Consider the following 25161-nt stretch of genomic DNA (forward strand, 5'->3'; position numbering starts at 1 on the left):
TCAGAAAAATAGGGCAAATGCGGCGTTTTCGTTCTTTTTTTCGAACAGCCTATTGTCCTTTACCCCCTTTGATCCTAGGATTCGTTTGAGATTTCAAACGCTCTTGTCTGGGTGCTGAACCGCACGAGCTTCAATAGTGCGCTATTTATGTGCTTCAGCCCGGTGAATGATTTCCCTGACGGCAGCCTTCAAGGCGCCTTTCAACAATCATAATTTGCTCCGCGCGTGCGCGGTGCTGTTAAGGAAAGCCGACATGCAGCTTAAAGACACCCTGTTGTTCCGCCAGCAAGCCTTCATTGATGGCGCTTGGGTCGATGCGGACAGCGGTCAGACGATTAACGTCACCAACCCGGCAACGGGCGAAATTCTGGGCACCGTGCCGAAAATGGGCGCTGCCGAAACCCGCCGTGCCATCGAAGCCGCTGACAAAGCGCTGCCGGCCTGGCGTGCACTGACCGCCAAAGAGCGCGCGAACAAGCTGCGTCGCTGGTTCGAACTGATCATTGAGAACCAGGACGACCTGGCTCGCCTGATGACTCTGGAGCAGGGCAAGCCATTGGCCGAAGCCAAGGGCGAAATCGTTTACGCCGCATCCTTCATCGAATGGTTCGCCGAAGAAGCCAAGCGCATCTACGGTGACGTGATTCCGGGCCACCAGCCAGACAAGCGCCTGATCGTGATCAAGCAGCCGATCGGCGTGACCGCTGCGATCACCCCGTGGAACTTCCCGGCTGCGATGATCACCCGTAAAGCCGGCCCGGCCCTGGCCGCAGGCTGCACCATGGTGCTCAAGCCTGCTTCGCAAACGCCTTACTCGGCCTTTGCCCTGGCTGAACTGGCCCAGCGTGCAGGTATCCCGAAAGGCGTGCTGAGCGTTGTGACCGGCAGCGCCGGCGACATCGGCAGCGAGCTGACCAGCAACCCGATCGTGCGCAAGCTGTCCTTCACCGGCTCGACCGAAATCGGTCGTCAGCTGATGGCCGAATGCGCCAAGGACATCAAGAAAGTCTCCCTGGAACTGGGCGGCAACGCTCCGTTCATCGTGTTCGACGACGCGGACCTGGATAAGGCCGTCGAAGGCGCGATCATTTCCAAATACCGCAACAACGGCCAGACCTGCGTCTGCGCCAACCGCCTGTACATCCAGGATTCGGTGTACGACGCGTTCGCTGAAAAACTCAAAGTGGCCGTGGCCAAACTCAAGATCGGCAACGGTCTAGAAGAAGGCACCACCACTGGCCCGTTAATCGACGGCAAAGCGGTGGCCAAGGTTCAGGAGCACATTGCTGATGCCCTGAGCAAAGGCGCGACCCTGCTGGCCGGTGGCAAGGTCATGGAAGGCAACTTCTTCGAACCGACCATCCTGACCAACGTGCCGAAAAGCGCTGCTGTGGCCAAGGAAGAAACCTTCGGTCCATTGGCGCCACTGTTCCGCTTCAAAGACGAAGCCGAAGTGATCGCGATGTCGAACGACACCGAGTTCGGTCTGGCCTCGTACTTCTATGCGCGTGACCTGGGCCGTGTGTTCCGTGTGGCTGAAGCCCTGGAATACGGCATGGTCGGCGTCAACACCGGGTTGATCTCCAACGAAGTCGCGCCGTTCGGCGGCATCAAGGCCTCGGGCCTGGGCCGTGAAGGCTCCAAGTACGGCATCGAAGATTACCTGGAAATCAAATACCTCTGCCTGGGCATCTGATCAGGTAAGGAATTAAACGCAAAGGGCACGAGAGCGCTGTCCCTTTGCGGGCTTTAAACGTTATTTCTCGGTGGCCGGGAAAGCTGTGGCAGTCGATCATCGCATGCTGCCGTAGTTGCCTCCCCGCCACGTATTCCTTGGACCACGCCGCCCGATGAGCGGTGAATGAGGACTTTATGAGCAAGACCAACGCATCCCTGATGAAACGCCGCGAAGCTGCTGTACCACGCGGTGTTGGCCAGATTCACCCGATCTTCGCTGACCACGCGAAGAACGCTACCGTGACCGACGTTGAAGGTCGCGAGTTCATCGACTTCGCCGGCGGTATTGCCGTGCTGAACACCGGTCACCTGCACCCGAAAGTCATCGCAGCCGTGACCGAGCAGTTGAACAAGCTGACTCACACCTGCTTCCAGGTGCTGGCTTACGAACCGTACGTAGAGCTGTGCGAAAAAATCAACGCCAAGGTTCCAGGTGATTTCGCGAAGAAAACCCTGCTGGTGACCACCGGCTCCGAAGCCGTGGAAAACTCCATCAAGATCGCCCGTGCCGCCACTGGCCGTGCCGGCGTGATTGCCTTCACCGGCGCTTACCACGGTCGCACCATGATGACCCTGGGCCTGACCGGTAAAGTCGTGCCTTACTCGGCCGGCATGGGCCTGATGCCAGGCGGCATCTTCCGCGCGCTGTACCCGAACGAACTGCATGGCGTGAGCATCGACGATTCGATCGCCAGCATCGAGCGTATCTTCAAGAACGACGCCGAGCCGCGTGACATCGCTGCGATCATCATCGAGCCGGTTCAGGGCGAAGGTGGTTTCTACGTTGCGCCGAAAGAGTTCATGAAGCGTCTGCGTGCCCTGTGCGACCAGCACGGCATTCTGTTGATCGCTGACGAAGTACAAACCGGCGCTGGCCGTACCGGTACCTTCTTCGCCATGGAACAGATGGGCGTTGCGGCCGACCTGACCACTTTCGCCAAATCCATCGCTGGCGGCTTCCCGCTGGCCGGTGTGTGCGGCAAGGCTGAATACATGGACGCCATCGCTCCAGGCGGCCTGGGTGGCACCTACGCCGGTAGCCCGATCGCTTGCGCCGCTGCGCTGGCGGTGATGGAAGTGTTCGAAGAAGAGCACCTGCTGGATCGCTGCAAGGCAGTCGGCGAGCGTCTGGTCACTGGCCTCAAGGCTATCCAGGCCAAGTACCCGGTGATCGGTGAAGTGCGTGCCCTGGGCGCGATGATCGCGGTTGAACTGTTTGAAAACGGCGACAGCCACAAACCTAACGCCGCCGCCGTCGCCAAAGTCGTGGCCAAGGCGCGCGACAAGGGTCTGATCCTGCTGTCGTGCGGTACTTACGGCAACGTGCTGCGTGTACTGGTGCCGCTGACTGCGCCGGACGAGCAACTGGATAAAGGTCTGGCGATCATGGAAGAGTGCTTCTCCGAGCTCTGATTGCCCAGTGTGACCTGATCGACAGAAAACCCGCTTCGGCGGGTTTTTTTTGTCACTTGAAACACATCGGTGGCTTTTGCGCTGTATCGAATGGCCAGCATTGTCTAAGGTGCAAGCATTGTCTCGGAGTGAACTGATGACCGCTGTTGATTTACCGGTTGTACCGCGAGTGCTGATTGCCGAGGCTGACCCTTGGTCTCGAGACCTGCTCAAGCAGGTGTTGCTGCACGTGCGCTGCGATGCGCGGCTGGATCTGTGTGCTGATGGCCAGCAGGCGCTGGAGCTGCTGAGTGAAAATCCTTATGACCTGGTGATCGCCGATTGGGAGCTTTCCGGTGTCGATGGCCTGGGTTTGCTGCGCAGCGTGCGTCAGCGGCGACGTAACCCGGTGTTGCCGTTCATTTTGATGAGCAGCCGCAACGACAGTGCCAGTGTGCGCGAGGTATTGCCGCTGGCCCCGACGGCCTATCTGACCAAACCCCTGAACATGGAAGGTCTGACTCAGCGCCTGCAGGACTTGCTCCTGAGCGCCGGCCAGACGGTTTCCTGTGACGTCCCGGCGCTGGCGCCCGGCATGACCTTGTCGACCTTCCTTGAGCGTCGGCGTGAGTTGGCGGACGGCGCGCCGTTGCTCACTGACGTGCAACTGGCGGTCAAGCGCAGCCTGAACCCCAATGGCCTCGATCTGAAGCTGCTGGAGGAAGAAGTGCGCACTGACCCACAGATCACCGCCGTGCTGATCGCCGCCGCCAACAGCGCCTCGCAGCACCTTGGCGATACCGTGCAGACCGTGTCGCAGGCCTTGCATCGCCTGGGCACCGGACAAAGCATGAACCTGATCCTTGGCCTGGCCCTCAAGCGCAGTGCGAAGTTGAGTGATCCGTGCCTGGCCGATTACGCCGAGCGTTACTGGGAGCTGTCACTGCACACCGCCGAATATGGGCGGAGCCTGGCGCGCTTGCTCGATCTCGATCAGGAGCGTTGCTATTGCGCCGGCATGCTCCATCGTCTCGGCGATCTGGCGCTGTTACGTTGCTTGCAGGAGTGGATACAGGCGGGGGGCGAACTGGACGAGTTGGAAGAGGTCGGCGACGCGCTGGCTGAATTTGGCGCGGCCTACGGTTCGGCGTTGCGCACCCGCTGGCGGCTTCCGCTGGAGTTGCGAGAGCTGATTGCGGCGGTCTATCAGCTCGGTGGCGGGGTTTATTCCCGTGAAGCGCTGGTGATGAACCTGGCGGCGCAACTCGCTCGCCTGACCGAGCATGAAGGCGTTGAAGAACTGGCCAAAAGCCGAACGGCGCGCCTGCTAAAAATCGGCCTGCCGGAACTGATGCGCCTGCGCAAAAAGTAGGAACAAGGCTTGCCGCGGTGATCGTTCCCACGCTCTGCGTGGGAATGCCGCCCGGGACGCTCCGCGTCCCTTCACAGGCGTGACGCAGAGCGTCACAGGATGCATTCCCACGCGGGAGCGTGGGAACGATCGGCACTCAGCTTCAGCCGGAGGTGATGCGGTTCTTGCCCTGGCGTTTGGCTCGATACATCGCGGCGTCGGCGCGAGTGTAGAGGTTGTCCAGGGTGACATCTTCAGCCGTGAGGCTGGTCAGGCCCTGGCTGATGGTGATGCCAAACGTCTGCCCGTGATGGCTGAAACTCAAACGCTGGATTTCCCGTTGCAGGCGCTCGGCGACCTGTCTCGCCATCTCTGGCGCGCAGCCAGGGAATACCGCTGCAAACTCTTCACCGCCAATGCGCCCGAACAGGTCACCACGGCGCAATGCAGCACGCCCGCATTCGGCGAGTTGTTGCAGCACCTGGTCACCTTGCTGATGGCCGTACGTGTCGTTGATGAGTTTGAAGTCATCGATATCCAGCAACAGAAACGCCAGCGGTGAACCTTGCAGGAGAGCCTGTTCGAACTCGTGGCTGGCGCATTCGAAGAAGTGTCGACGGTTGCTGCTTTGGGTCAGCACATCGGTGGTGGCGAGGCGTTGCAGCTCGGTTTCCAGCTGCTTCTTTTCGGTAATGTCCTCGGCGAAGCCGACCACGATCAGCGGTTGCCCGGGTTCGGCCTGACGATTGATGAAACACTTGTCGCTGAGCCAGCGCACCTGGCCGTCGGCGGCGACGATTCGGTATTCGCGGTCTTCAACGGCGCCTTTTTCCAGCACTTGGGCCAGGCTGCGTTCGGCGTAGTCCAGATCGTCCGGGTATACGCTGTCGCGCCATTGGTGATAGTCAGCCAGCAGCAGGCCGGCCGAGCGACCGAAAATCCGTTCATAGGCCGGGCTGACATACAGCACCTGACGCGTTTCCCAGTTGAAAGCCCAGAGCACGGCATTGACGCTGACCAGCAACGAACTGAACAACTGTTCACGCTCGCTCAGGCGCGCGACCTCACCTTGAGCATGCATCAACGCCATCAGGGTTTGTGCGGCCTCGGGCCACTGCGGGTAGGGCAGGTCTTCCAGGTTTTTATTGACCATCGGCACAACTCTCAAAGGGCGTGCCGCGAGTACGATAGCGGCCACAGCAAAGCCCGCCTGGATGGCGAAGTGCTCTTTGAGATAGGGGATTTGGAGCTTAGTTCCCGCTTTTTGTGGCGAGGGAGCTTGCTCCCGCTGGGCGGTATACCGCCCCAATCTGACGACTGCGTTTTGTCAGTTAAAACGTGTCGCCAGGATTGCGAATGCTCTGCATTCGAGCGCGAGCAAGCTCCCTCGCCACAAGATCAGGCAGGGCGCAGCGAGTAGGTTTTCAACTGGTGGGCGAAGTCGCGCAGCGATTGAATACCGCTGGCTTCGGCTTCGTGAACCCAGTCCTTGATGGCCGCCAGCATGTCGTGGCCATTTGAGCTGGTCTTGATCCAGATCTGCTGCAAGGCCAGGCGTTTCTCGTAAATTACCTTCAGCGCCTGGCTATGCTCGAGCATGGTCTGGATGCGCACATGGTGCTTGTCATCCAGCAGGCTGGTTTCTCGCGAGAGCAGGCGCTTGGCGCGATGGAATTGGTGGCGAACCGAATGGTCGACCTTTTCCAGCTCTTGCTTGACCAGCGGGCCGATCACCAGCTTGCGGTACTGGGCCATGATCTGGAAGCGGTTGTTGAGGATCGCCATGGCGGTGTCCATGTCCAGGCTGCCTTTGCCTTCGACACGGTGGGCGATCGGCGCAACCCGCTGAACCTTGGCCAGGCGCAGGAAGCTGAAGACCTGGATCCATGCCCAGCCGAGGTCGAATTCCCACTTCTTCACCGACAGTTTTGCCGAGTTAGGGTAGGTGTGATGGTTGTTATGCAGTTCTTCGCCGCCGATCAGAATGCCCCAGGGCACCAGATTGGTTGCCGCATCACGGCATTCGAAGTTGCGGTAGCCAATGGCATGACCCAGGCCATTGACCACGCCAGCGGCCCAGACCGGGATCCACATCATCTGGATTGCCCAGATGGTGATGCCGATGGTGCCGAACAGCAGCAGGTCGATGACGCCCATGATCGCCACACCCAGCAGCGGATAACGGCTGTAGAGGTTGCGTTCGATCCAGTCTTCAGGGCAGTTCTTGCCGTAAATGCGCAGGGTTTCGGTGTTCTCCGCTTCGGCGCGGTACAGCTCGGCACCTTTGCGCAAGACCGTGGACAGGCCTTTGATCACCGGGCTGTGCGGGTCGTCGACGGTTTCGCATTTGGCGTGATGCTTGCGGTGGATGGCAGTCCACTCGCGGGTGTTCTGCGCCGTGGTCAGCCACAGCCAGAAGCGGAAAAAGTGTTTCAGGCCGGCATTGAGCTCAAGGGAGCGATGGGCTGAATAACGATGCAGATAAACCGTGACGCCCACGATGGTGATGTGGGTCATTAACAGGGTGACTGCCACCAGTTGCCAGGGCGACAAGCCGAGTAAACCTTCGTACCACATAGGCTGTATGGCCCTCGATAAAGAAAAAACAGCTCGCGCATTATCACTCAGCACACAGATAAAACCAGTCGCGCTTTCAGATATGAGTAGCGGGATGTTTCTTTAATCTATAATTCCAACCTTTTTTGTAAGGCCATGGACGACCGAATGTCTGCTTCTTATCGCGATGCCTTGCGTGCAGCGCTGCTCTACTTGGTGTTTTCTGTCGTTTGGCTGGAATTCACTGGTTATTTATTAACCAATTTATTCGATGAATCCGCTGATCTTCAGCGATGGCAACTGATCAACGGTTATGTCTGGGCGGTGCTTAGCGCGGGGGTTATCTTCATTGCCCGAGCGCATTTGCTGTGTTTTCTCGGGATCGGTGCCAAATTGCGCCACCGTAACGAAGATCGCACCCGATTGCGCCAGGCGCAGGCGGTGTTCGATTGCACCCGTGAAGGGGTATTGGTCACTGATCGTCAGAGGGTAATCGTCCACGTCAATCGGGCCTTCATGGAGATCACCGGTTATCAGGCCGAAGAGGTGTTGGGCCAGAGGCCCAGCCTGTTCAAGTCCGGCCATCATCCGCCAGATTTCTATCAAGCGATGTTCGAGAGCCTGAAACGCACCCGCGAATGGAGCGGCGAGATCTGGAACCGGCGCAAAAGCGGTGAAATTTATCCGCAATGGCAGAGCATCCGGGTCATTCACGATGACCATGGCCAGCTTAGCCACTATGTGGCGGTGTTTTCCGACATCAGCGCGATCAAAAACTCCGAACACGAACTCGCGCATCTGGCGCACCACGACCCGCTGACCGACCTGCCCAATCGTCTGCTGTTCAGCGATCGCGTCGAGCAGGCGCTGGCGTCGGCGCAGATCCACAAGCGTGGGTGTGCGTTGCTGATGATCGATCTGGACCATTTCAAGATGATCAACGACAGCCTCGGACATAACGTTGGCGATCAATTGCTCAAAGCGACGGCGGTGCGCCTGCAGGGCCTGTTTGGCCCCGGTATTACACTGGCGCGTTTGGGCGGCGACGAGTTTGCCGTGCTGGCCGAGAGCTGCCCGCAAGTGGTGCAGGCTGCCGCGTTGGCACAGCGGATCATTGATGGTCTGAAAGAGCCGTTTTTCATCGCTGCTCACCCGTTGTTCATCAACGCCAGTGTCGGTATCAGCCTGTTCCCCAGCGACGCGCTGAGCGCCGAACAATTGCTGCGCAATGCCGATTCGGCGTTGTTCAAGGCCAAGAATTCGGGGCGCGACGGTTATGCCTTGTACACCGAAGAGTTGACCGCCCACGCCCAGCACCGGGTCGAGATGGCCTTCGAATTACGCCGCGCGCTGGAGCAGCAGGAGTTGCGGGTGTACTACCAGCCGGTGCATGACCTCACAACCCGCCGTTTGATCGGTGTTGAAGCACTGGTTCGCTGGCAACATCCGCAGCGTGGGTTGGTGCCGCCGGGTGAGTTCATTCCGATTGCCGAGCGCACCGGGTTGATCGCCGAGATTGATGCGTGGGTGATGCAGCAGGCCTGCCAGCAGATGTGTGCCTGGCAGAACGCCGGGGTGGTGTTGTCGTTTGTTGCGGTGAACGTTTCTACCCGCCTGTTTGCCCGGCGCGAACTGTTTGAGCGGGTTGCCCAAGTGCTGCACGACACGGGATTGGACCCTGCGTGCCTGGAGCTGGAAGTGACCGAAAGCGCGGTGATGGACGATCCGGAAGTCGCGCTGGAACAAATGCACCGCTTGCGCGAACTGGGCGTGCGGCTGGCCATCGATGACTTTGGTACGGGGTATTCATCGTTGCTGCGACTCAAGCGTCTGCCGGTGCAGAAACTCAAGATCGACCAGGGCTTCGTTGCTGGCTTGCCGTTAGATGAGGACGATGCGGCGATCGTCCAGGTGATCATCGCCCTCGCGCAAAGCATGGGCATGCAGGTGCACGCCGAAGGCATCGAGCAGGTCGAGCAGGCGGCGTTTTTGCTCGAACAGGATTGTGATCTGGGCCAGGGTTACTGGTTTGGTCGGCCGATGCCGGCCGAGCAGCTGGACTGGGCTCGGGCGCCGGTGATTCGGTAAACACCGCGCTCTTGTGGCGAGGGGGCTTGCCCCCGTTGGGCTGCGCAGCAGTCCCGATATCAGCAGCCCGGTTCTTTCAGACATATCGCGTGTTCCGATTTTACGGCTGCTTCGCACCCGAACGGGGGCAAGCCCCCTCGCCACAGAGGCTGCGAAATTTTCAAAATCTGCAAACCCTTGTCCTGTCAGTTAATGCCTTTAAGTTATATAAACATTCTTAAATAGTATTTTTAAGAATATCTGCGCCTATCTACTATTGCCCTCACACCGTAAGCAGTGCCGCCACTGCCAGGCACATCTCATTGAAGGAGCAGCACCATGAGCGCATCTCTACGTAGCGTTGACGGCCAGGACGAAGCAACCATTTTGCGCGAGATCCAGAGTGCACTGCGCGATCTGCGCTTTGGGGCAGTGGAGATCACCGTGCACAACGCGCAGGTGGTTCAGATCGAACGCAAAGAGAAATTCCGTTTGCAGAGCCCGGGCAACAAGCCGAGCTGAAGCAAAGATCAAAAGATCGCAGCCTGCGGCAGCTCCTACGGGGGATTGGTGTGTAGGAGCTGCCGCAGGCTGCGATCTTTGAACAGGCAACCCGATTCCAGACCATAAGAACAGCCAACACAAAAGAATTCAGGAGCTGCACCATGTCGTCGATTCGCCGTTACGCTTTGGCCGCTCTGGCCAGCGCTATTTTTGCCGGTTCCGCGGTTGCCAAGGATTACGAACTGCTCAACGTGTCGTACGACCCGACCCGCGAGCTGTATCAGGACTACAACGCCGAGTTCATCAACTTCTGGAAGAAAGACCACGCTGGCGACAACGTGAAGATCCAGCAATCCCACGGTGGTTCGGGCAAACAAGGCCGGGCGGTGATTGATGGTCTGCGGGCCGACGTGGTGACCCTGGCCCTGGCCGGTGATATCGACGAAATCGCCAAACTCGGCAAAATCCTGCCAGCCGACTGGCAAAAACGCCTGCCGGACGCCAGCACGCCGTACACCTCGACCATCGTGTTCCTGGTGCGCAAGGGCAACCCCAAAGGCATCAAGGACTGGGGCGACCTGACCAAAAACGGTGTTGAAGTGATCACCCCGAACCCGAAGACCTCCGGCGGTGCGCGCTGGAACTTCCTCGCCGCCTGGGCCTATGGCCTGAAAGCCAACGGCGGTAACGAAGCCAAGGCCAAAGAGTACGTGCAGACCCTGTTCAAGCATGTCCCGGTACTCGACACAGGCGCTCGCGGTTCGACCATTACCTTCGTCAACAATGGTCAGGGTGACGTGTTGCTGGCCTGGGAGAACGAAGCCTTCCTGGCGCTGAAAGAACAGGGCGGTGCTGACAAGTTCGACATCGTCGTGCCTTCGCTGTCGATCCTCGCCGAACCGCCCGTAGCGGTCGTCGACAAGAACGCCGAGAAGAAGGGTAACGAGCAAATCGCCGAAGCCTACCTCAAGCACCTGTACAGCCCGGCTGGTCAGGAAATTGCTGCGAAAAACTTCTACCGCCCGCGTGACAAGGATGTGGCCGACAAGTACGCCAAACAGTTCCCGACCCTGGAGCTGGTGACCATCGACAAGGATTTTGGTGGCTGGAAATCCGCCCAACCGAAATTCTTCAATGACGGCGGCGTGTTCGACCAGATCTATCAGGCGCAGTAACCTGAAATAGATCGACAAACGAGCCCCGAATTCACCGTCGGGGCTTTATGCGTTCTCAACCAAGGACTTTTATGTCGCGTCGTATCTCCCCCGTCATACCCGGCTTCGGGCTGACGCTGGGCTACACCTTGGTGTACCTCAGTCTGATTGTGCTCATACCATTGGCGGCGATGTTCGTGCATGCCGCTCAACTCACCTGGGATCAGTTCTGGGCAATCATCTCGGCGCCACGGGTGCTGGCGGCGTTGAAGCTCAGTTTCGGCACCGCGCTGTACGCCGCGATCATCAACGGCATCATCGGCACGTTGCTGGCCTGGGTGCTGGTGCGTTACACCTTCCCCGGACGCAAGATCATCGACGCGATGATCGACCTGCCGTTTGCACTGCCGACGGCCGTGGCCGGTATTGCGCTGACGGCGCTGTACACGCCGACCGGTCTGGTCGGGCAGTTCGCGGCGGACCTGGGGTTCAAGATCGCCTACACGCCGCTCGGCATCACGCTGGCGCTGACCTTCGTCACGCTGCCATTCGTGGTGCGTACGGTGCAGCCGGTACTGGCCGACATCCCGCGAGAAATCGAGGAGGCTGCCGCGTGCCTGGGCGCCAAGCCGTTGCAGGTGTTTCGCTACATTCTGGTGCCGGCGTTGCTGCCGGCCTGGCTGACCGGATTTGCCCTGGCGTTCGCACGGGGCGTTGGCGAGTACGGCTCGGTGATTTTCATTGCCGGCAACATGCCGATGAAAACCGAAATCCTGCCGTTGCTGATCATGGTCAAGCTCGACCAATACGACTACACCGGCGCGACCTCCATTGGCGTGCTGATGCTGGTGGTTTCCTTCGTCCTGTTGCTGCTGATCAACTTGTTGCAGCGGCGCATCGAAACCCCATAAGGAGGCGCGCATCATGTCCCAATCGTCTATTGCTGCTGCGTCTTCGGCCAACGCCGCCCGTCGTGGCAGCGCCGTTTCACGACGGATTCTGATCGGCCTTGGCTGGCTGATTTTTGCGCTGTTCCTGCTGCTGCCACTGTTCATCGTGGTGTCCCAAGGCTTGAAGCTGGGCCTCGGCGCATTTTTTACCGCGATCTTCGAACCGGATGCTCTGTCGGCCCTGAAGCTGACCGTCATTGCGGTGCTGATTTCGGTGCCGTTGAACCTGGTGTTCGGCGTCAGCGCGGCCTGGTGCGTGAGCAAATACTCGTTCCGTGGCAAGAGCATGCTGGTGACCCTGATCGACTTGCCGTTCTCGGTATCGCCGGTGATCGCGGGTCTGGTCTACGTGCTGATGTTTGGTGCCCAGGGGATTTTTGGCCCGTGGCTGCAGGACCACGATATCCAGATCGTCTTCGCCTTGCCGGGCATCGTGCTGGCGACGATTTTCGTCACTGTGCCGTTTGTAGCGCGTGAGCTGATCCCGCTGATGCAGGAGCAAGGCACGCAGGAAGAGGAAGCCGCACGGTTGCTCGGCGCCAACGGTTGGCAGATGTTCTGGCACGTGACGGTGCCGAACATCAAGTGGGGCCTGATCTACGGCGTGGTGCTGTGTACCGCGCGGGCAATGGGTGAGTTCGGTGCGGTGTCGGTGGTGTCCGGGCACATTCGCGGGGTGACCAACACCCTGCCGCTGCACGTCGAGATCCTCTACAACGAATACAACCACGTTGCCGCGTTTGCCGTTGCGAGCCTGTTGCTGATCCTGGCGCTCTTCATCCTGCTGCTCAAGCAGTGGAGCGAAAACCGTATTAACCGCCTGCGCGCCAGCGCCGCGGAGGAATAAGTCATGTCGATCGAAGTCCGTAATGTCAGCAAGAACTTCAACGCGTTCAAGGCGCTGAACAGCATCAACCTGGATATCCAGAGCGGCGAGCTGGTGGCGTTGCTCGGCCCGTCCGGCTGCGGCAAGACCACCTTGCTGCGGATCATCGCCGGTCTGGAAACCCCGGACGCCGGCAGCATCGTGTTCCATGGCGAAGACGTCTCCGGCCACGATGTGCGTGATCGCAACGTCGGTTTTGTGTTCCAGCACTACGCGTTGTTCCGCCATATGACCGTGTTCGACAACGTCGCGTTTGGCCTGCGCATGAAGCCGAAAAACCAGCGGCCGAGCGAAAGCCAGATCGCGGTCAAAGTTCACGAACTGCTGAACATGGTGCAACTGGATTGGCTATCGGATCGCTACCCGGAACAACTGTCTGGCGGTCAGCGCCAGCGCATCGCCCTGGCCCGTGCCTTGGCGGTTGAGCCGAAAGTCTTGCTGCTCGACGAACCGTTCGGCGCACTGGATGCCAAGGTCCGTAAAGAACTGCGGCGCTGGCTGGCGCGGTTGCACGAAGACATCAACCTGACCTCGGTGTTCGTGACCCACGACCAGGAAGAGGCGATGGAAGTTGCCGACCGCATCGTGGTGATGAACAAGGGTGTGATCGAGCAGATCGGCTCACCGGGCGACGTCTACGAAAACCCGGCCAGCGATTTCGTCTACCACTTCCTCGGCGATTCGAACCGTCTGCACCTGGGTGACGACAACCACGTGCTGTTTCGCCCTCATGAAGTGTCGCTGTCGCGCACCGAGCTTGCGGATCACCACGCGGCGCAAGTACGTGATATCCGCCCGCTGGGTGCAACCACACGCATCACCTTGAAGGTCGAAGGCCAGAGCGAACTGATCGAAGCGGAAGTGGTGAAAGATCATGACAGCCTGACCGGGCTGGCCAAGGGCGAGACGTTGTTCTTCAAGCCCAAGGTCTGGCAGAAAGTCGCCAGCCTCTGAAAAACATCGTCGGATCGCCGCCCGGAGCAAGCTCGCTCCCACAATGGACCGGTGCTGACCACAAATCCTGTGATCAACCGAAAATCCTGTGGGAGCGAGCTTGCTCGCGATGGCATTCTACGCCGCAGCGCGTTTCCGATTGATCCGCACCCCGCCAACCCGCGCTTCGATCTGCTCTTTGAGCTCATGCCGCAAACCCAGCAAAAACGCCAATTCCACCACCACAAACAACGGCCCGACGATCAATCCCGTCACATCATCGACAAACGCCGGTTTGCGTCCTTCGTAGTGATGGCCGACAAACTGGATCGCCCAGCCGACCACAAACATCGCGATGCCACTGCTCAACCAGAGCAAGGTGCTTTGCGCTGCGAGAATTTGACCTAGCCAAACGGACAGGCCCAGCAGCACCGTCATCACCCCACCAAGGCGTACTTCAAGGCGCAAATAGAACCACGCCGACGCCAGTGCCAACAGCACCGCTGGAGACAGCCAGAGCCCGGCCACCGGCCATCCTGGCCGTGACAGCAATACCGCGGCGGCGACCACGATCAGCGGAATGCCAATGAAGTGGCTGGCGATGTTGCGCGGGTCACGGTGGTACGCGGCGTATTGACTGAGGTGGTCAACGAGGCTTTTCATTGTTATTCCTCCTGTAGGGATCCCGATCATGCCCTGCGGTCAGTCGTTGCTCTGTCAGCCAGACGACAATCATCTCGGAGTTTTCATGGATATGCAGGCCTGGCGGTCACGCCTGATGAGAGGCCAGTGGTTCAGCCATTTGCCGCCCTTGTTACAGGATAGTCTGCTGTCCCAGGCCCGCGTGCGGCGGTTGTCGCCGGGGCAACGGCTGTTCAAGCGCGGCGATCCGCCGTGTGGTCTGTACGCGGTGCTCGAAGGTGCGATACGCGTGGGCGCCGTGAGCGAGCAGGGCAAGGAGGCGTTGTTGAGCCTGATCGAGCCGCCGCACTGGTTCGGCGAAATCAGTCTGTTCGATGGCCAGCCACGCACCCATGACGCCTATGGTGTGGGCCACTGTATTCTGTTGCACATACCGCAGACAGCGCTGCTCACCTTGCTCGAAGAACAGCCGCACTACTGGCGACAGTTGGCCTTGCTGATGAGCCATAAATTGCGCCTGACGTTCATCAACCTCGAACAGTTGACCCTGCTGCCGGCCCCGGCCCGCGTGGCGCATCGCTTGCTGATGATCGCCGACGGCTACGGTGAGATCGAACCGGCACGGCGCTCCTTGCAGCTGCCGCAGGAGCAGTTGGCGTTGCTGCTTTCGCTGTCGCGGCAGACCACCAATCAGATCCTCAAGGACCTGGAGAGCCAGGGCATTCTCAACCTGAGTTATGGCGAAATCGAGATCCTCGATGCGCAGCGGTTGCGGGCTTTGGCGAGCGTTTGAGCCCGTCACCCCATCCGAAATAACCGTTAGTGATGGGCTTTGTGCGCCAAGGCGCCTAGCCTGTGGCGATGAATATTCGAGGTGTGCCATGCGTTTGCTGTTAGTGGAAGACGAACCCGAGACCGCGAAACATCTGGCCCAGGGTCTGAGTGAAGCCGGTTATGCAGTTGATGTGGCGGACAACGGCATGGCCGGACGACGTTTCATCGAAACGGGTGAGTACGATCTGATCATTCTCGATGTGATGCTGCCCGGTCTCAACGGCTGGCAGCTGTTGCAACAGATCCGCCAGCTCGGCGCAACGCCGGTGCTGTTCCTGACCACCCACGACGGCATAGAAGATCGGCTGCGTGGGCTGGAGTTGCATGAGGATGACTACCTGCTCAAGCCGTTCGCCGTGAGTGAGTTGGTGGCGCGGGCGCGCAAGTTGCTGCGCCGTGATCGGGGGCGCTGAGAGAACGATGGTTTTTTAGTGCCTGTTCAATTGCTATCGCGAGCAAGCCCGCTCCCACATTCGCTTTGCGTGAAGCACCGCTAGTGTGCACACCGACGATCCACTGTGGGAGCGGGCTTGCCCGCGATGAGGCCGGCAAAACCGGCGCAAATCCCGACGTTTTACCGCAACCCATCCCGAAACTGCCCCGGTGTCATCCCGGTCCAGCGTTTGAAGGCGCGGCTGAAACTGCTGGTGTCGGCAAATCCGAGCAGGTAGCTGATTTCGCTCAACGAGCACTGCGGGTCTCGCAAGTGCAGCAGTGCCAGATTTTCACGACACTCATTGAGCAGCGTATCGAACCGACAACCTTCGTCCGCCAGGTGCCGTTGCAAGCTGCGCAAACTCAAGTGCAAGGTCTCGGCGATTCGTTCGGCGCTGGGTTCACCTTCCGGCAGTTGTGCTTCGATGGCATCGAGCACCTTGCGCTCCCAGGTCAGCAGGCGCAGTTGCGTCAGGGCGCGCTTGAGTACGGTTTCGTTGTGTTCGGCCAGCTCCGGGTTGGCATCATCCAGATGGCTTTCGAAGTCTTCGATGGAAAACTCCAGGCGGTCTTCATCAGCAGCAAAGAAGATCGGCGCGCGGAACACCGCGTGCCATTGTTTCGGGTCGGCCGGTTCCGGGCGACGCAGGTACACCGCCAGCGGTGCGTAGTCCCGGCCCAGACGGTTGCGACAGGTGCGCACGTAGATCGCAGCGAAGGCGTCGATCGCTTCCCGTGCTGGCGCCGGGCTGCCTTCGGGAACCTTGAGGGTGAAGTAATAGCGGTCTTCGCCACGGGTCAGGTGCAGATCCAAAGCGTCGCTGATTACCTGGTGATAACGCACGATGCGCTCGAACACCTCACGCAGACTGCCACTGGCCACCAAGGCATAACCCAACGCGTGGAAGGTGGTCGGGCTGACGAACCGCGAAACCCGCAAACCAATCGCCGGGTCGCCGCTGACCTCGACCGCCAGCTCCCATAGCCGGGTGGTGGCCGATAACGGATAGCGGGCATTGGGGTCGTCCATCAGTTTTGGGTCGAGCCCGGCTTGCAGGCACAGAGCGTTGCTGTCGAGGCCAAGGGCGTCGAGTTGTTTGCGCAAAGCGCGGGTCCAGCTGGCGAGTGAGGTAGGTACAATCATGATGATTGGCGCTTCCGGTCAACAGGTTGGCGTTCACAGCTAACGCCCGAAGCAATCGCACAGGGCAGGATGCGAACATCAATAACTAGAGGATGGAAGCATGTACGGTACTTCTGCAAGTCCTGAACGCCTGAATGCACAACAACGATCTGCACATATTCGTGAAGTGGTGCTCGACCGCGGTGTCGAATTGCGCAAGCGCTACCCGATTCTCAATCATCAGGACGCCTTGGGCGTGGGCATTCTGGCCGTCGCTCTGGCCGGGATGATCGGTTCGGCGGGGCTCTACATGACCGGACACATGGCCTGGTGGGCGTGTTTGCTGCTGAATGCGTTTTTTGCCTCGCTGACCCATGAGCTGGAGCACGACCTGATTCACAGCATGTATTTTCGCAAGCAACGCCTACCGCACAACCTGATGATAGGACTGGTCTGGCTGGCGCGGCCAAGCACCATCAACCCATGGATCCGCCGTCATCTGCACCTCAACCACCACAAGGTGTCCGGCAGCGAAACCGATATGGAAGAGCGCGCCATCACCAACGGCGAACCCTGGGGCTTCGCCCGTTTGCTGATGGTCGGCGACAACGTGATGTCGGCGTTCATCCGCATGCTGCGGGCCAAGACCTGGGCGCACAAATTCAGCATCATCAAGCGCACCCTGAAGGTTTACGCGCCACTGGCGCTGGTGCATTGGGGCGCGTGGTACCTGTTTCTCGGTTTCCATGCGGCCAACGGCATTGCGTCTTTGCTGGGCTCCTCGGTGGAGTGGTCGGCGACCACGCTGTCGGTGATGCAAGTGATCAATCTCGCCGCCGTGGTAATCATCGGCCCGAACGTGCTGCGGACCTTTTGCCTGCACTTCGTCAGCTCGAACATGCACTACTACGGCGACATCGAGCCGGGCAACGTGATCCAGCAGACCCAGGTGCTGAATCCCTGGTGGATGTGGCCGTTGCAGGCGTTCTGCTTCAACTTCGGCAGCAGCCACGGCATCCATCACTTTGTGGTCAAGGAGCCATTTTATATCCGCCAGCTGACCGTGCCGGTGGCGCACAAAGTGATGCGAGAGATGGGTGTGCGCTTCAATGATTTCGGCACCTTTGGACGGGTGAACCGGTTTGTGCACAAGGAGCAGCAGACAATCGACGCGGTGCAGGAAGCCCAAGCGTAGATCGGTCACTATGATGTCTGATGGAAGTTGTAAAGTTTAATGACTTAGCGTGAACGGCAATAAGCGGACTTGTTCGAAGCATAAGTTATGAACAGTGTGTGCAGTGACTATAGCGTTTTCGTCCTAGCATAGGTTGATTTCGCGTGGACAATAAATGAATGTCCGGCCATGCTCTTTTTTGTGAGTTCTCAGGAGAGCACTTGCACTCATTGGATGATACTTATTTCACGGCAAAGGAAATCTATCATGTCGAGTATTAACGGAACTTATGTAAATGCCAACGCTGGCGCCAAACTGGTTATTACTGATGGCAATGATTCAAATGGGACCTTCAGCGGCAAATTGAGCCAGAACGGTGTGAATTATGATGTCAGTTATGGGCACTACCACTTCCAGAACAGCACAGGCCAGCCAACCATCATCACGATCGCAGCCCTTAACGATGGCACTGGCTATCAGGCGTGGACACTTTTCTCGCCCGATCATAATTACTCAAAACTCAAGGCTTTTGGTTCTCGCAATAACTTCGACGGCGATGTAGTAGGCTTGGCTGGCGAGTTCGTCAAACAATAAATTTCACGGTCAATGCTTCCCGGCTGCCCGCCTGTAAAAAGTGCGGGCGGCTTGTGTGTGTTTTTTGATTTTTAATCAGTCGGTGTTTATAGGTTTTGGCTGTTTTAGTTTGTTTGGTCCTGCCGCTTCGATAGTCGCAACGCTCCTTTTCTCTCTCGAAAAACCGTGCTTTCTCCGAATAGTTTTTATGCCTGCAAAGAAGGGTATTTACTGCATTCCTCTGTAGCCCTTTGGTTCCAGGGCCAGCAGGAGATATAGCCTTTGTTATGCGACATTGATCTATGTAAAGCATAAAATATTACTTTCGGAAATAAGCCATTGAAGCAATGATTCATCCATCGAAGCGGTCTGTGGGGGTGTCAGGCGCAGGCAGATCGATTCATTGAACCGCAACCTGTCCGTGTTAAACATTTGAGGGGTACCGAGCTGTCGGTGATTACCGCGGGTTAACAGATTTTCGATTTCCGGGGCCGTCTCCTTGGCAGGGTGCGGCCCCTTTTTTTGTCCTGAATAAACTGTCAACCCGTAACCCTGTGGGAGTACGGACTTATATTCGATATGGATCTTAATAAATAGCTTCTTATTCCTTAACGAATATAAATCCCGTCCCTATACTCGATCAGGAACAGACACGCACAGGAGAGCTCCCCCCATGCGCAACGAATCAATTCGCTACCTGATTGTGCCGGGCTGGCAAGGATCGCCAGAGGATCATTGGCAAAGCCATTGGCAGAACAGCCTGCCGAACAGCGCGCGGGTTGAGCAGGCCGACTGGCTGACGCCGCGTCGCGAGGATTGGGTCGCGGCGCTGGCCGAAGCGATTGATGCCGACAGCATGCCGGTGATCCTGATTGCCCACAGCCTGGGTTGCATCACCGTTGCCCATTGGGCTGCTACTGCGCCGTTGCAGGCGTTGCGTCAGGTTCGCGGGGCGTTGCTGGTGGCGCCTGCCGATGTCGAACGCCCGGCCTGCGCGCCTGCGTTGCGCAACTTTGCACCGATTCCGACGCACCTGCTGCCGTTCCCGAGCCAGGTTGTGAGTTCCGACAACGACGGCGCGGTCAGCGCTCCACGGGCGCTTGAGCTGGCGCGTAACTGGGGCGCCGAGGCGGGCATTCTGGCGGGGGCTGGGCACATCAATGTGAAGTCCGGTCACCATCGTTGGGAGCAGGGTTTTGCTTACCTGTATCGCCTGCAAAACCGCATGGAACATCACGCCCTGCGCCGCGCTTGAACATTTTTTTATTTAAACGCCCCCGTCTCCCGGCGGTTATGGGCGGGAGTCTGCCATGAGTTTGCATGAGTCTTTCGGTCAGCCCTTGCTGACCTTTCCCGACGCTGAAAAAAGCCCGTTGAGCATTCGCGCCAAGGCGCTGGTGTTTGTCGACCCGCGTTCGCGGCAGCTGCGCCAGGAGCTGGAGCAACTGGCACCGCGCTCGATCTCGGTGTTGATTCGCGGTGAAACCGGCAGCGGCAAAGAGCTGTTGGCGCGACATATCCACCGTGCCAGTGATCGCGGCGGTTTATTCGTATCGGTCAACTGCGGCGCCATTAGCCCGACCTACGCCGATGCCGAGTTGTTCGGTTATGCCGGCGGCAGTTTCAGTGGTTCGGCCAGCAGTCGCGCCGGCTGGTTTGGTTCGGCCAATGGCGGGACGTTGTACCTGGATGAAATCGGCGATTTGCCATTGCCGATTCAGATCAAACTGCTCGCCGCCTTGGAGAATCACGAAGTCACTCGCGTCGGCGCGCAGCAACCGAGTCCGGTGGATGTGCGCCTGGTGGCGGCAACCAGCATCGATCTGGCACAAGCAGTGGCGGCCGGTAAATTCCATGAGCGGCTCTATCACTACCTCAGCGAAGGTCAGCTCGAATTGCCGGCCTTACGTGAGCGAGTCGGTGACATTCAGTCATTGGCCGAGTATTTCCTCGGCATCTACAGCCAGCGCCTCAACCTGCCGGTGCCGTTTATCAGCGATGCGGCCCAGCAGGTTCTGGAGCGGCACAGCTGGCCGGGCAATACCCGTGAGCTGGAAAACGTCATTCACTTTGCCTTGCTGGTGAGCAGTGGCGAGGAAATTCTTCCAGAGCATTTGAATTTGCCTCAGGTGCTTGCGCCATTGGAGTTGATCGAACGACAGGCAACGCAGGTGATCACATCCGGTTCTGTCGGTGAGCGCGCAGCGCTTAAACGTTTGCTCGAAAGCCTGACGCAAGCCCTTTAACCCCCCGTGGCGAGGGAGCAAGCCCCCTCGCCACGGGGGTTAAGTGCCTTTTTTGGTGCATGAACAAAATGGAATATGAAAGTGAATAAAAGATATTGTTCGGGAATAAAAAATCCCGGTATTGTCCGCACCACACCAGCGATAGCACTTCACTGGCATTTCATTTTTTAGCCGTTGTCGATAACGACAAATAAGGACACTGCATGAAAAAGGTTCTGTTGTTCACCGCATTGGCGGCTGCCCTGACTGCGGGTTTGGCTCAGGCTGGCGAAAAACTGGTGGTTGCCGCAACGCCGGTGCCGCACGCCGAGATCCTCGAGCTGATCAAACCGACCCTCGCCAAAGAAGGCGTGGATCTGGAAATCAAGGTCTTCACCGACTATGTACAACCGAACGTGCAGGTCGATCAGAAGCGTCTGGACGCCAACTACTTCCAGACCCTGCCATACCTGCAAAGCTTCAATGAAGGCAAAGGCACTCACCTGGTAACCGTGATCGGCGTACACGTCGAACCGTTCGGCGGCTACTCGAAAAAGGTCAAAACCCTGGCTGAGCTGAAAGACGGCGCAACCATCGCTATCCCGAACGAAGGCAGCAACAGCGGCCGTGCGCTGATCCTGTTGCAGAAAGCCGGCCTGATCGAATTGAAAGACCCGAAAAACGCCCTGGCTACCCCGAAAGACATCGCCAAGAACCCACACAACTTCAAGTTCAAGGAACTGGAATCGGCGATGCTGCCGCGTGTGCTGGATCAGGTCGACCTGGACATGATCAACACCAACTACGCGCTGGAAGCGGGTCTGAACCCGGCTAAAGACGCACTGGTGATCGAAGGTGCGGATTCGCCCTACGTGAACTTCCTGGTCGCGCGTCCAGACAACAAGGACAGCGAAGCGATCCAGAAACTGGCCAAGGCCCTGACCAGCCCTGAAGTGAAGGCATTCATTGCCAAGAAGTACAACGGCGCGGTACTGCCGGCGTTCTGATTGAGCAGTAAACCCCTTCGAGGTTTCAACGCCGACGGCTTTCGATAGCGTCGGCGTTTTTTTGCTCGACCTGTGGCGAGGGGGCTTGCCCCCGTTGGGCCGCAAAGCGGACCCGAGACCTGCCACTGCGTTTCATCAGGCTCACCCGAGATGCTGGATTTACGACTGCTACGCAGCCGAACGGGGGCAAGCCCCCTCGCCACAAGATCAAAAGCCTGGGAGCTGGGGGCTTGAGTCAGGCCACTCTGGCCTTCAACGCCCGGCGTAACGCCGTCAATAACTTCACGATGTCCTGCGGATCCAGCCGCTGGGGTGTTTTCACGTCTGCCATTTTTATCGTCCTTGTGATGGTTCGGCCGGGGAGTGTGGCCGCACGCTGCTTATCCTTGGAGGGGCAATCTGAAAAAAAGATCCCTCCTACAGCGCAAAGGAAAATAGCTGTCTCCCGCTGCCGCCGCCAATCCACCGGATAGTTTTTTGCGTGATATCAATATGCTTTATCGGTATTTAAATGTTTATTTTTATACCTTTAAAGTTAGTGCCTGCCGGGTTGTTATCCACAGCCCAATGGACTGCGCCACCGTCGCTTACCCTGCGGCGTTCAGGATCTTCAATGACGTTCGATTACGCTTTCATCCTCAGCACCCTGCCGGCGTTTCTGCGCGCCGTGGGCGTGACGCTGCAGGTTGGTCTGATCGCCATCGGCACTTCGTTGCTGGTCGCCCTGATCAACGCGACGCTCCTGGTGTTCCGCGCGCCGTACTTGCAGCGCCTGGTGGCGTTGTACGTGGAGCTGGCGCGCAACACCCCGCTGCTGATTCAACTGTTCTTCGTCTACTTTGCGTTGCCAGCGCTTGGGGTGAAGGTTTCAGGTTTTGCCGCGGCGATCATCACCATGACCTTTCTTGGCGGCGCCTACCTCACTGAAGTGCTGCGTGCCGGCGTTGAAGCGGTGCCTGCGGCGCAACTGGAGTCGGGGCGCTCCATCGGCTTGTCTCGCTGGCAATTGCTGCGCTATGTGATCCTGCCGCAAGCGGGGATCCTCAGCTTGCCATCGCTGTTCGCCAACTTCATTTTCCTGCTCAAGGAAACCACCGTGGTCTCGGCGGTGGCGGTGCCGGAGATTCTCTACACCACCAAGAGCTACATCGCGCTGTATTACAAAACCTACGAAATGCTCGCCGTGCTGACGCTGATCTGCGTGTTGCTGTTCTTGCCGTTGTCGCTGCTGCTCAGCCGCCTGGAAAGGAGGCTCCAGCATGGCCAGTTCGGGTCTTGAGTTGCTTTGGGTGTCCTTGCCGCAGTTAGGTAAAGGCGCTGCGCAAACCTTGTCGATTTCGTTTTTGAGTATCGTCATTAGCACGGTGGGCGGGGTGCTCTACGGGGTGCTGTGCAGTCTGAATTCGAAAGGGTTGAACGTGTTGCTGCGGGTCTATCTTGAGCTGTTCCGGGCAATTCCGGTGCTGGTCTGGATGTATTTGCTGTTCTTCGGCCTGCCGATTTTTTTCGGCCTGAGCCTGCCGAGTTTCTGGTGTGCGGTGCTGGTGCTGTCGTTGTGGGGCGCCAGTGAAGTCGGCGAAGTGGTGCGCGGCGCCCTGCATTCCTTGCCTCGTGGCCAGCGTGAAGCGGGGTTGTCGATCGGGCTGTCCGGCCCCCAGCTGTTCGGTTACGTGTTGCTGCCCCAGGCACTGAAACGCATGACGCCACCGACGATCAACGTCTACACGCGAATCATCAAGACCAGCTCGCTGGCGGTGTTGATCGGCGTGGTCGACGTGATCAAGGTCGGCCAGCAGATCATCGAGCGTACCTACGAGTCGGTGTTGATCTACGGCGCGTTATTCCTGTTTTTCTTCTTTATCTGCTACCCGCTCTCGGCCGCTTCCCGCGTGCTGGAACGGCGCTGGACGCAAGCATGAGTGCATTGATCGAGTTCAAGGGTTTCAACAAGTTCTTCGGTGAGCATCAGGTCCTCAACGGGATCGATTTGAGCGTCGAAACCGGCGAGGTGATCGTTATTCTCGGCCCCAGCGGCTGCGGCAAAAGCACCTTGCTGCGTTGTCTCAACGGTCTGGAAACCGCCCACAGCGGCGAGTTGCGTTTCGCCGGACGCGAGTTGCTGAGCAAGACCACCGATTGGCGCGAAGTGCGTCAGCAGATCGGCATGGTGTTCCAGAGTTATCACCTGTTTCCGCACATGAGCGTGCTCGACAACCTTCTGCTCGGCCCGCTCAAGGTGCAAAAACGCCCACTGCGTGAAGCCCGCGAGCAAGCGTTGGCGTTGCTCGAACGGGTCGGTCTTTTAGACAAGCGCGAGGCTTTCCCGCGCCAGCTTTCCGGTGGTCAGCAGCAACGCATCGCCATCATCCGTTCACTGTGCATGAACCCGCAGGTGATGCTGTTCGATGAGGTCACTGCGGCCCTTGATCCGGAGATGGTCAAGGAAGTGCTGGAAGTGATTCAAGGCCTGGCCCGCGATGGCATGACGCTGTTGATCGTGACCCACGAGATGGCCTTCGCCCGCGCGGTGGCCGACCGCATTGTGTTCATGGACGCCGGGCGCACCCTCGAACAAAACCCTCCCGAGATTTTCTTTACGAACCCGCAAACCGCACGAGCGCAGCAGTTCCTGGAGAAGTTCTCCTACGTCGAAGCACTGCCCAAAAAGACTCTTGAAAAGGAATTGGAACTGTCATGAAAACTGCCAAGTCTTCACTGCTGCTACTCCCCCTGTTCGGCCTCGCGTTACTGGCCGGGTGCAATAAACCCGAAGAGCCTGCCAAACCTGCGGCCTCTACTGCCAGTGCGGCGCCGGCGGCCAGCTACCTGGAAAAAATCAAGGCACGGGACAAGCTGATCGTCGGCGTGTTCACCGACAAACCGCCGTTCGGCTTCGTCGATGAGGCCGGGCGCTACGTGGGTTTTGATACCGACATCGGCCGGCAGTTTGCCAAGGATCTGCTGGGCGACGAGAACAAGGTCGAGTTCGTAGCGGTCGAGCCAGCGAGCAGGATTCCCTTCCTGCAAAGCGACAAGGTCGACCTGATCCTCGCCAACATGACCGTCACCCCGGAGCGCAAGGAAGCGGTGGAATTCACCAACCCGAACCTCAAGGTCGCGGTGCAGGCGCTGGTGCCGCAGGCAAGTTCGGTCAAAAGCCTCGATGACCTGGCGACCCGCACCACTATCGTGACCACCGGCACCACTGCCGATATCTGGCTGACCAAGAACCACCCGGACTGGAAACTGCTCAAGTTCGAGAAAAATTCCGAGTCCCTGCAAGCCTTGGTCAATGGTCGCGGCGATGCGTATGCGCAAGACAACCTGGTGCTGTTCAGTTGGGCCAAGCAGAACCCGGGCTACCGCGTGCTGACCGAAACCCTGGGTGCCGAGGCACCGATTGCGCCTGCGGTAAAGAAGGGCAACATCGAACTGCGTGACTGGGTCAATGCCGAGCTGGCCAAGCTGGGTGAAGACAAATACCTGCTCAAGCTTTACGACCAGTACGTGCGTAAAGAACTGAGCGATGACACTCAGCCTGAAAGTGTGATTGTCGAAGGCGGGAAGTGGCAGGGCTGAATCGTCACGGCTGCACTGATCGTTCCCACGCAGAGCATG

24 protein-coding genes are annotated in these 25161 nt (G+C 58.6%); 20 read left to right on the forward strand and 4 right to left on the reverse strand.

What is annotated here, in order from left to right; translation table 11 throughout:
* Positions 1 to 253 precede the first annotated feature (253 nt).
* The 3 genes from gabD to BK658_RS05690 all read left to right on the forward strand — a co-directional run bounded on the left by gabD (position 254) and on the right by BK658_RS05690 (position 4501).
* Positions 254 to 1696 (forward strand): NADP-dependent succinate-semialdehyde dehydrogenase, encoded by a 1443-nt coding sequence (gabD, locus tag BK658_RS05680; protein ID WP_123581446.1) that lies wholly within the window; start codon positions 254 to 256, stop codon positions 1694 to 1696.
* 176 nt (positions 1697 to 1872) lie between these two features.
* A complete protein-coding gene (gabT, locus tag BK658_RS05685; RefSeq protein ID WP_103319459.1) occupies positions 1873 to 3150 on the forward strand; it encodes a 4-aminobutyrate--2-oxoglutarate transaminase in 1278 nt (425 codons plus the stop codon).
* 136 nt (positions 3151 to 3286) lie between these two features.
* On the forward strand, positions 3287 to 4501 hold the full coding sequence (locus BK658_RS05690; RefSeq protein ID WP_123581447.1) for a response regulator: 1215 nt from the start codon (positions 3287 to 3289) through the stop codon (positions 4499 to 4501).
* 142 nt (positions 4502 to 4643) lie between these two features.
* Here the strand turns inward: BK658_RS05690 and BK658_RS05695 are convergent, their stop codons facing one another.
* On the reverse strand, positions 4644 to 5633 hold the full coding sequence (locus BK658_RS05695; RefSeq protein ID WP_123581448.1) for a GGDEF domain-containing protein: 990 nt from the start codon (positions 5631 to 5633) through the stop codon (positions 4644 to 4646).
* Between the two features lie 245 nt (positions 5634 to 5878).
* The gene (desA, locus tag BK658_RS05700) at positions 5879 to 7057 is read right to left on the reverse strand and encodes a delta-9 fatty acid desaturase DesA (protein WP_123581449.1); all 1179 of its coding nucleotides are present in this window, start codon (positions 7055 to 7057) and stop codon (positions 5879 to 5881) included.
* Between the two features lie 147 nt (positions 7058 to 7204).
* Between desA and dibA the strand changes: the two genes are divergently transcribed.
* The 6 genes from dibA to BK658_RS05735 all read left to right on the forward strand — a co-directional run bounded on the left by dibA (position 7205) and on the right by BK658_RS05735 (position 13551).
* The gene (dibA, locus tag BK658_RS05705; RefSeq protein WP_123581450.1) at positions 7205 to 9124 is read left to right on the forward strand and encodes a phosphodiesterase DibA; all 1920 of its coding nucleotides are present in this window, start codon (positions 7205 to 7207) and stop codon (positions 9122 to 9124) included.
* Between the two features lie 318 nt (positions 9125 to 9442).
* Positions 9443 to 9625 carry a sulfur starvation response protein OscA gene (gene oscA, locus BK658_RS05715; protein ID WP_007899630.1) on the forward strand — a complete coding sequence of 61 codons (183 nt, stop codon included), beginning with the start codon at positions 9443 to 9445 and terminating at the stop codon, positions 9623 to 9625.
* A gap of 143 nt (positions 9626 to 9768) precedes the next feature.
* A complete protein-coding gene (locus BK658_RS05720) occupies positions 9769 to 10782 on the forward strand; it encodes a sulfate ABC transporter substrate-binding protein (protein WP_123581452.1) in 1014 nt (337 codons plus the stop codon).
* A 71-nt stretch (positions 10783 to 10853) separates the two neighbouring features.
* Positions 10854 to 11672 (forward strand): sulfate ABC transporter permease subunit CysT, encoded by an 819-nt coding sequence (cysT, locus tag BK658_RS05725; protein ID WP_019691172.1) that lies wholly within the window; start codon positions 10854 to 10856, stop codon positions 11670 to 11672.
* 13 nt (positions 11673 to 11685) lie between these two features.
* Positions 11686 to 12558 carry a sulfate ABC transporter permease subunit CysW gene (gene cysW, locus BK658_RS05730; protein ID WP_054595058.1) on the forward strand — a complete coding sequence of 291 codons (873 nt, stop codon included), beginning with the start codon at positions 11686 to 11688 and terminating at the stop codon, positions 12556 to 12558.
* 3 nt (positions 12559 to 12561) lie between these two features.
* Positions 12562 to 13551: a sulfate/molybdate ABC transporter ATP-binding protein gene (locus BK658_RS05735; protein ID WP_123581453.1), complete on the forward strand. Its 990-nt coding sequence runs from the start codon at positions 12562 to 12564 to the stop codon at positions 13549 to 13551.
* A 117-nt stretch (positions 13552 to 13668) separates the two neighbouring features.
* Here the strand turns inward: BK658_RS05735 and BK658_RS05740 are convergent, their stop codons facing one another.
* Positions 13669 to 14193, reverse strand: coding sequence for an Mpo1 family 2-hydroxy fatty acid dioxygenase (locus BK658_RS05740; RefSeq protein WP_123581454.1), 525 nt, complete (start codon positions 14191 to 14193; stop codon positions 13669 to 13671).
* Between the two features lie 85 nt (positions 14194 to 14278).
* On the opposite strand from BK658_RS05740, the gene BK658_RS05745 reads away from it, so the two are divergent.
* Both BK658_RS05745 and BK658_RS05750 read left to right on the forward strand, forming a co-directional pair.
* Positions 14279 to 14965 carry a Crp/Fnr family transcriptional regulator gene (locus BK658_RS05745; protein WP_123581534.1) on the forward strand — a complete coding sequence of 229 codons (687 nt, stop codon included), beginning with the start codon at positions 14279 to 14281 and terminating at the stop codon, positions 14963 to 14965.
* 88 nt (positions 14966 to 15053) lie between these two features.
* Complete coding sequence (locus BK658_RS05750; protein WP_123581455.1) at positions 15054 to 15419, forward strand: response regulator; 366 nt, start codon at positions 15054 to 15056, stop codon at positions 15417 to 15419.
* Between the two features lie 161 nt (positions 15420 to 15580).
* Here the strand turns inward: BK658_RS05750 and BK658_RS05755 are convergent, their stop codons facing one another.
* On the reverse strand, positions 15581 to 16585 hold the full coding sequence (locus tag BK658_RS05755) for an AraC family transcriptional regulator (RefSeq protein WP_123581456.1): 1005 nt from the start codon (positions 16583 to 16585) through the stop codon (positions 15581 to 15583).
* Between the two features lie 100 nt (positions 16586 to 16685).
* On the opposite strand from BK658_RS05755, the gene BK658_RS05760 reads away from it, so the two are divergent.
* From BK658_RS05760 to BK658_RS05800, 9 genes are all read left to right on the forward strand, one after another.
* Positions 16686 to 17759: a fatty acid desaturase gene (locus BK658_RS05760; protein ID WP_123581457.1), complete on the forward strand. Its 1074-nt coding sequence runs from the start codon at positions 16686 to 16688 to the stop codon at positions 17757 to 17759.
* A gap of 246 nt (positions 17760 to 18005) precedes the next feature.
* The gene (locus tag BK658_RS05765) at positions 18006 to 18332 is read left to right on the forward strand and encodes a hypothetical protein (protein WP_123581458.1); all 327 of its coding nucleotides are present in this window, start codon (positions 18006 to 18008) and stop codon (positions 18330 to 18332) included.
* A gap of 652 nt (positions 18333 to 18984) precedes the next feature.
* Positions 18985 to 19566: an alpha/beta hydrolase gene (locus BK658_RS05770; RefSeq protein ID WP_123581459.1), complete on the forward strand. Its 582-nt coding sequence runs from the start codon at positions 18985 to 18987 to the stop codon at positions 19564 to 19566.
* Between the two features lie 55 nt (positions 19567 to 19621).
* Positions 19622 to 20557 (forward strand): sigma 54-interacting transcriptional regulator, encoded by a 936-nt coding sequence (locus tag BK658_RS05775; RefSeq protein WP_123581460.1) that lies wholly within the window; start codon positions 19622 to 19624, stop codon positions 20555 to 20557.
* Positions 20558 to 20760: 203 nt separating this feature from the next.
* Positions 20761 to 21543, forward strand: coding sequence for a MetQ/NlpA family ABC transporter substrate-binding protein (locus BK658_RS05780; RefSeq protein WP_123581461.1), 783 nt, complete (start codon positions 20761 to 20763; stop codon positions 21541 to 21543).
* 613 nt (positions 21544 to 22156) lie between these two features.
* Positions 22157 to 22822: an amino acid ABC transporter permease gene (locus tag BK658_RS05785; RefSeq protein WP_123581462.1), complete on the forward strand. Its 666-nt coding sequence runs from the start codon at positions 22157 to 22159 to the stop codon at positions 22820 to 22822.
* On the forward strand, positions 22803 to 23462 hold the full coding sequence (locus BK658_RS05790) for an amino acid ABC transporter permease (RefSeq protein WP_123581463.1): 660 nt from the start codon (positions 22803 to 22805) through the stop codon (positions 23460 to 23462). The genes BK658_RS05785 and BK658_RS05790 overlap by 20 nt, the downstream gene beginning before the upstream one ends.
* Positions 23459 to 24241: an amino acid ABC transporter ATP-binding protein gene (locus BK658_RS05795; RefSeq protein ID WP_123581464.1), complete on the forward strand. Its 783-nt coding sequence runs from the start codon at positions 23459 to 23461 to the stop codon at positions 24239 to 24241. Before BK658_RS05790 ends, BK658_RS05795 begins: the two co-directional genes overlap by 4 nt.
* A complete protein-coding gene (locus tag BK658_RS05800; protein WP_123581465.1) occupies positions 24238 to 25122 on the forward strand; it encodes a transporter substrate-binding domain-containing protein in 885 nt (294 codons plus the stop codon). The genes BK658_RS05795 and BK658_RS05800 overlap by 4 nt, the downstream gene beginning before the upstream one ends.
* Positions 25123 to 25161 lie beyond the last annotated feature (39 nt).

The sequence above is a fragment of the Pseudomonas brassicacearum genome (assembly GCF_003732175.1).
Classification (GTDB): domain Bacteria; phylum Pseudomonadota; class Gammaproteobacteria; order Pseudomonadales; family Pseudomonadaceae; genus Aquipseudomonas; species Aquipseudomonas brassicacearum_G.

What these genes read in the sequence shown, in the direction of transcription:
- BK658_RS05775 (WP_123581460.1), top strand. Translation starts at nt 19,622, where the DNA reads ATGAGTTTGCATGAGTCTTTCGGTCAGCCCTTGCTGACCTTTCCCGAC.
- BK658_RS05785 (WP_123581462.1), top strand. Translation starts at nt 22,157, where the DNA reads ATGACGTTCGATTACGCTTTCATCCTCAGCACCCTGCCGGCGTTTCTG.
- dibA (WP_123581450.1), top strand. Translation starts at nt 7,205, where the DNA reads ATGTCTGCTTCTTATCGCGATGCCTTGCGTGCAGCGCTGCTCTACTTG.
- gabD (WP_123581446.1), top strand. Translation starts at nt 254, where the DNA reads ATGCAGCTTAAAGACACCCTGTTGTTCCGCCAGCAAGCCTTCATTGAT.
- BK658_RS05750 (WP_123581455.1), top strand. Translation starts at nt 15,054, where the DNA reads ATGCGTTTGCTGTTAGTGGAAGACGAACCCGAGACCGCGAAACATCTG.
- BK658_RS05770 (WP_123581459.1), top strand. Translation starts at nt 18,985, where the DNA reads ATGCGCAACGAATCAATTCGCTACCTGATTGTGCCGGGCTGGCAAGGA.
- cysW (WP_054595058.1), top strand. Translation starts at nt 11,686, where the DNA reads ATGTCCCAATCGTCTATTGCTGCTGCGTCTTCGGCCAACGCCGCCCGT.
- gabT (WP_103319459.1), top strand. Translation starts at nt 1,873, where the DNA reads ATGAGCAAGACCAACGCATCCCTGATGAAACGCCGCGAAGCTGCTGTA.
- BK658_RS05800 (WP_123581465.1), top strand. Translation starts at nt 24,238, where the DNA reads ATGAAAACTGCCAAGTCTTCACTGCTGCTACTCCCCCTGTTCGGCCTC.
- BK658_RS05765 (WP_123581458.1), top strand. Translation starts at nt 18,006, where the DNA reads ATGTCGAGTATTAACGGAACTTATGTAAATGCCAACGCTGGCGCCAAA.
- BK658_RS05790 (WP_123581463.1), top strand. Translation starts at nt 22,803, where the DNA reads ATGGCCAGTTCGGGTCTTGAGTTGCTTTGGGTGTCCTTGCCGCAGTTA.
- desA (WP_123581449.1), bottom strand. Translation starts at nt 7,057, where the DNA reads ATGTGGTACGAAGGTTTACTCGGCTTGTCGCCCTGGCAACTGGTGGCA.
- BK658_RS05690 (WP_123581447.1), top strand. Translation starts at nt 3,287, where the DNA reads ATGACCGCTGTTGATTTACCGGTTGTACCGCGAGTGCTGATTGCCGAG.
- BK658_RS05780 (WP_123581461.1), top strand. Translation starts at nt 20,761, where the DNA reads ATGAAAAAGGTTCTGTTGTTCACCGCATTGGCGGCTGCCCTGACTGCG.
- BK658_RS05735 (WP_123581453.1), top strand. Translation starts at nt 12,562, where the DNA reads ATGTCGATCGAAGTCCGTAATGTCAGCAAGAACTTCAACGCGTTCAAG.
- BK658_RS05760 (WP_123581457.1), top strand. Translation starts at nt 16,686, where the DNA reads ATGTACGGTACTTCTGCAAGTCCTGAACGCCTGAATGCACAACAACGA.
- BK658_RS05720 (WP_123581452.1), top strand. Translation starts at nt 9,769, where the DNA reads ATGTCGTCGATTCGCCGTTACGCTTTGGCCGCTCTGGCCAGCGCTATT.
- oscA (WP_007899630.1), top strand. Translation starts at nt 9,443, where the DNA reads ATGAGCGCATCTCTACGTAGCGTTGACGGCCAGGACGAAGCAACCATT.
- BK658_RS05755 (WP_123581456.1), bottom strand. Translation starts at nt 16,585, where the DNA reads ATGATTGTACCTACCTCACTCGCCAGCTGGACCCGCGCTTTGCGCAAA.
- cysT (WP_019691172.1), top strand. Translation starts at nt 10,854, where the DNA reads ATGTCGCGTCGTATCTCCCCCGTCATACCCGGCTTCGGGCTGACGCTG.
- BK658_RS05745 (WP_123581534.1), top strand. Translation starts at nt 14,279, where the DNA reads ATGGATATGCAGGCCTGGCGGTCACGCCTGATGAGAGGCCAGTGGTTC.
- BK658_RS05740 (WP_123581454.1), bottom strand. Translation starts at nt 14,193, where the DNA reads ATGAAAAGCCTCGTTGACCACCTCAGTCAATACGCCGCGTACCACCGT.
- BK658_RS05695 (WP_123581448.1), bottom strand. Translation starts at nt 5,633, where the DNA reads ATGGTCAATAAAAACCTGGAAGACCTGCCCTACCCGCAGTGGCCCGAG.
- BK658_RS05795 (WP_123581464.1), top strand. Translation starts at nt 23,459, where the DNA reads ATGAGTGCATTGATCGAGTTCAAGGGTTTCAACAAGTTCTTCGGTGAG.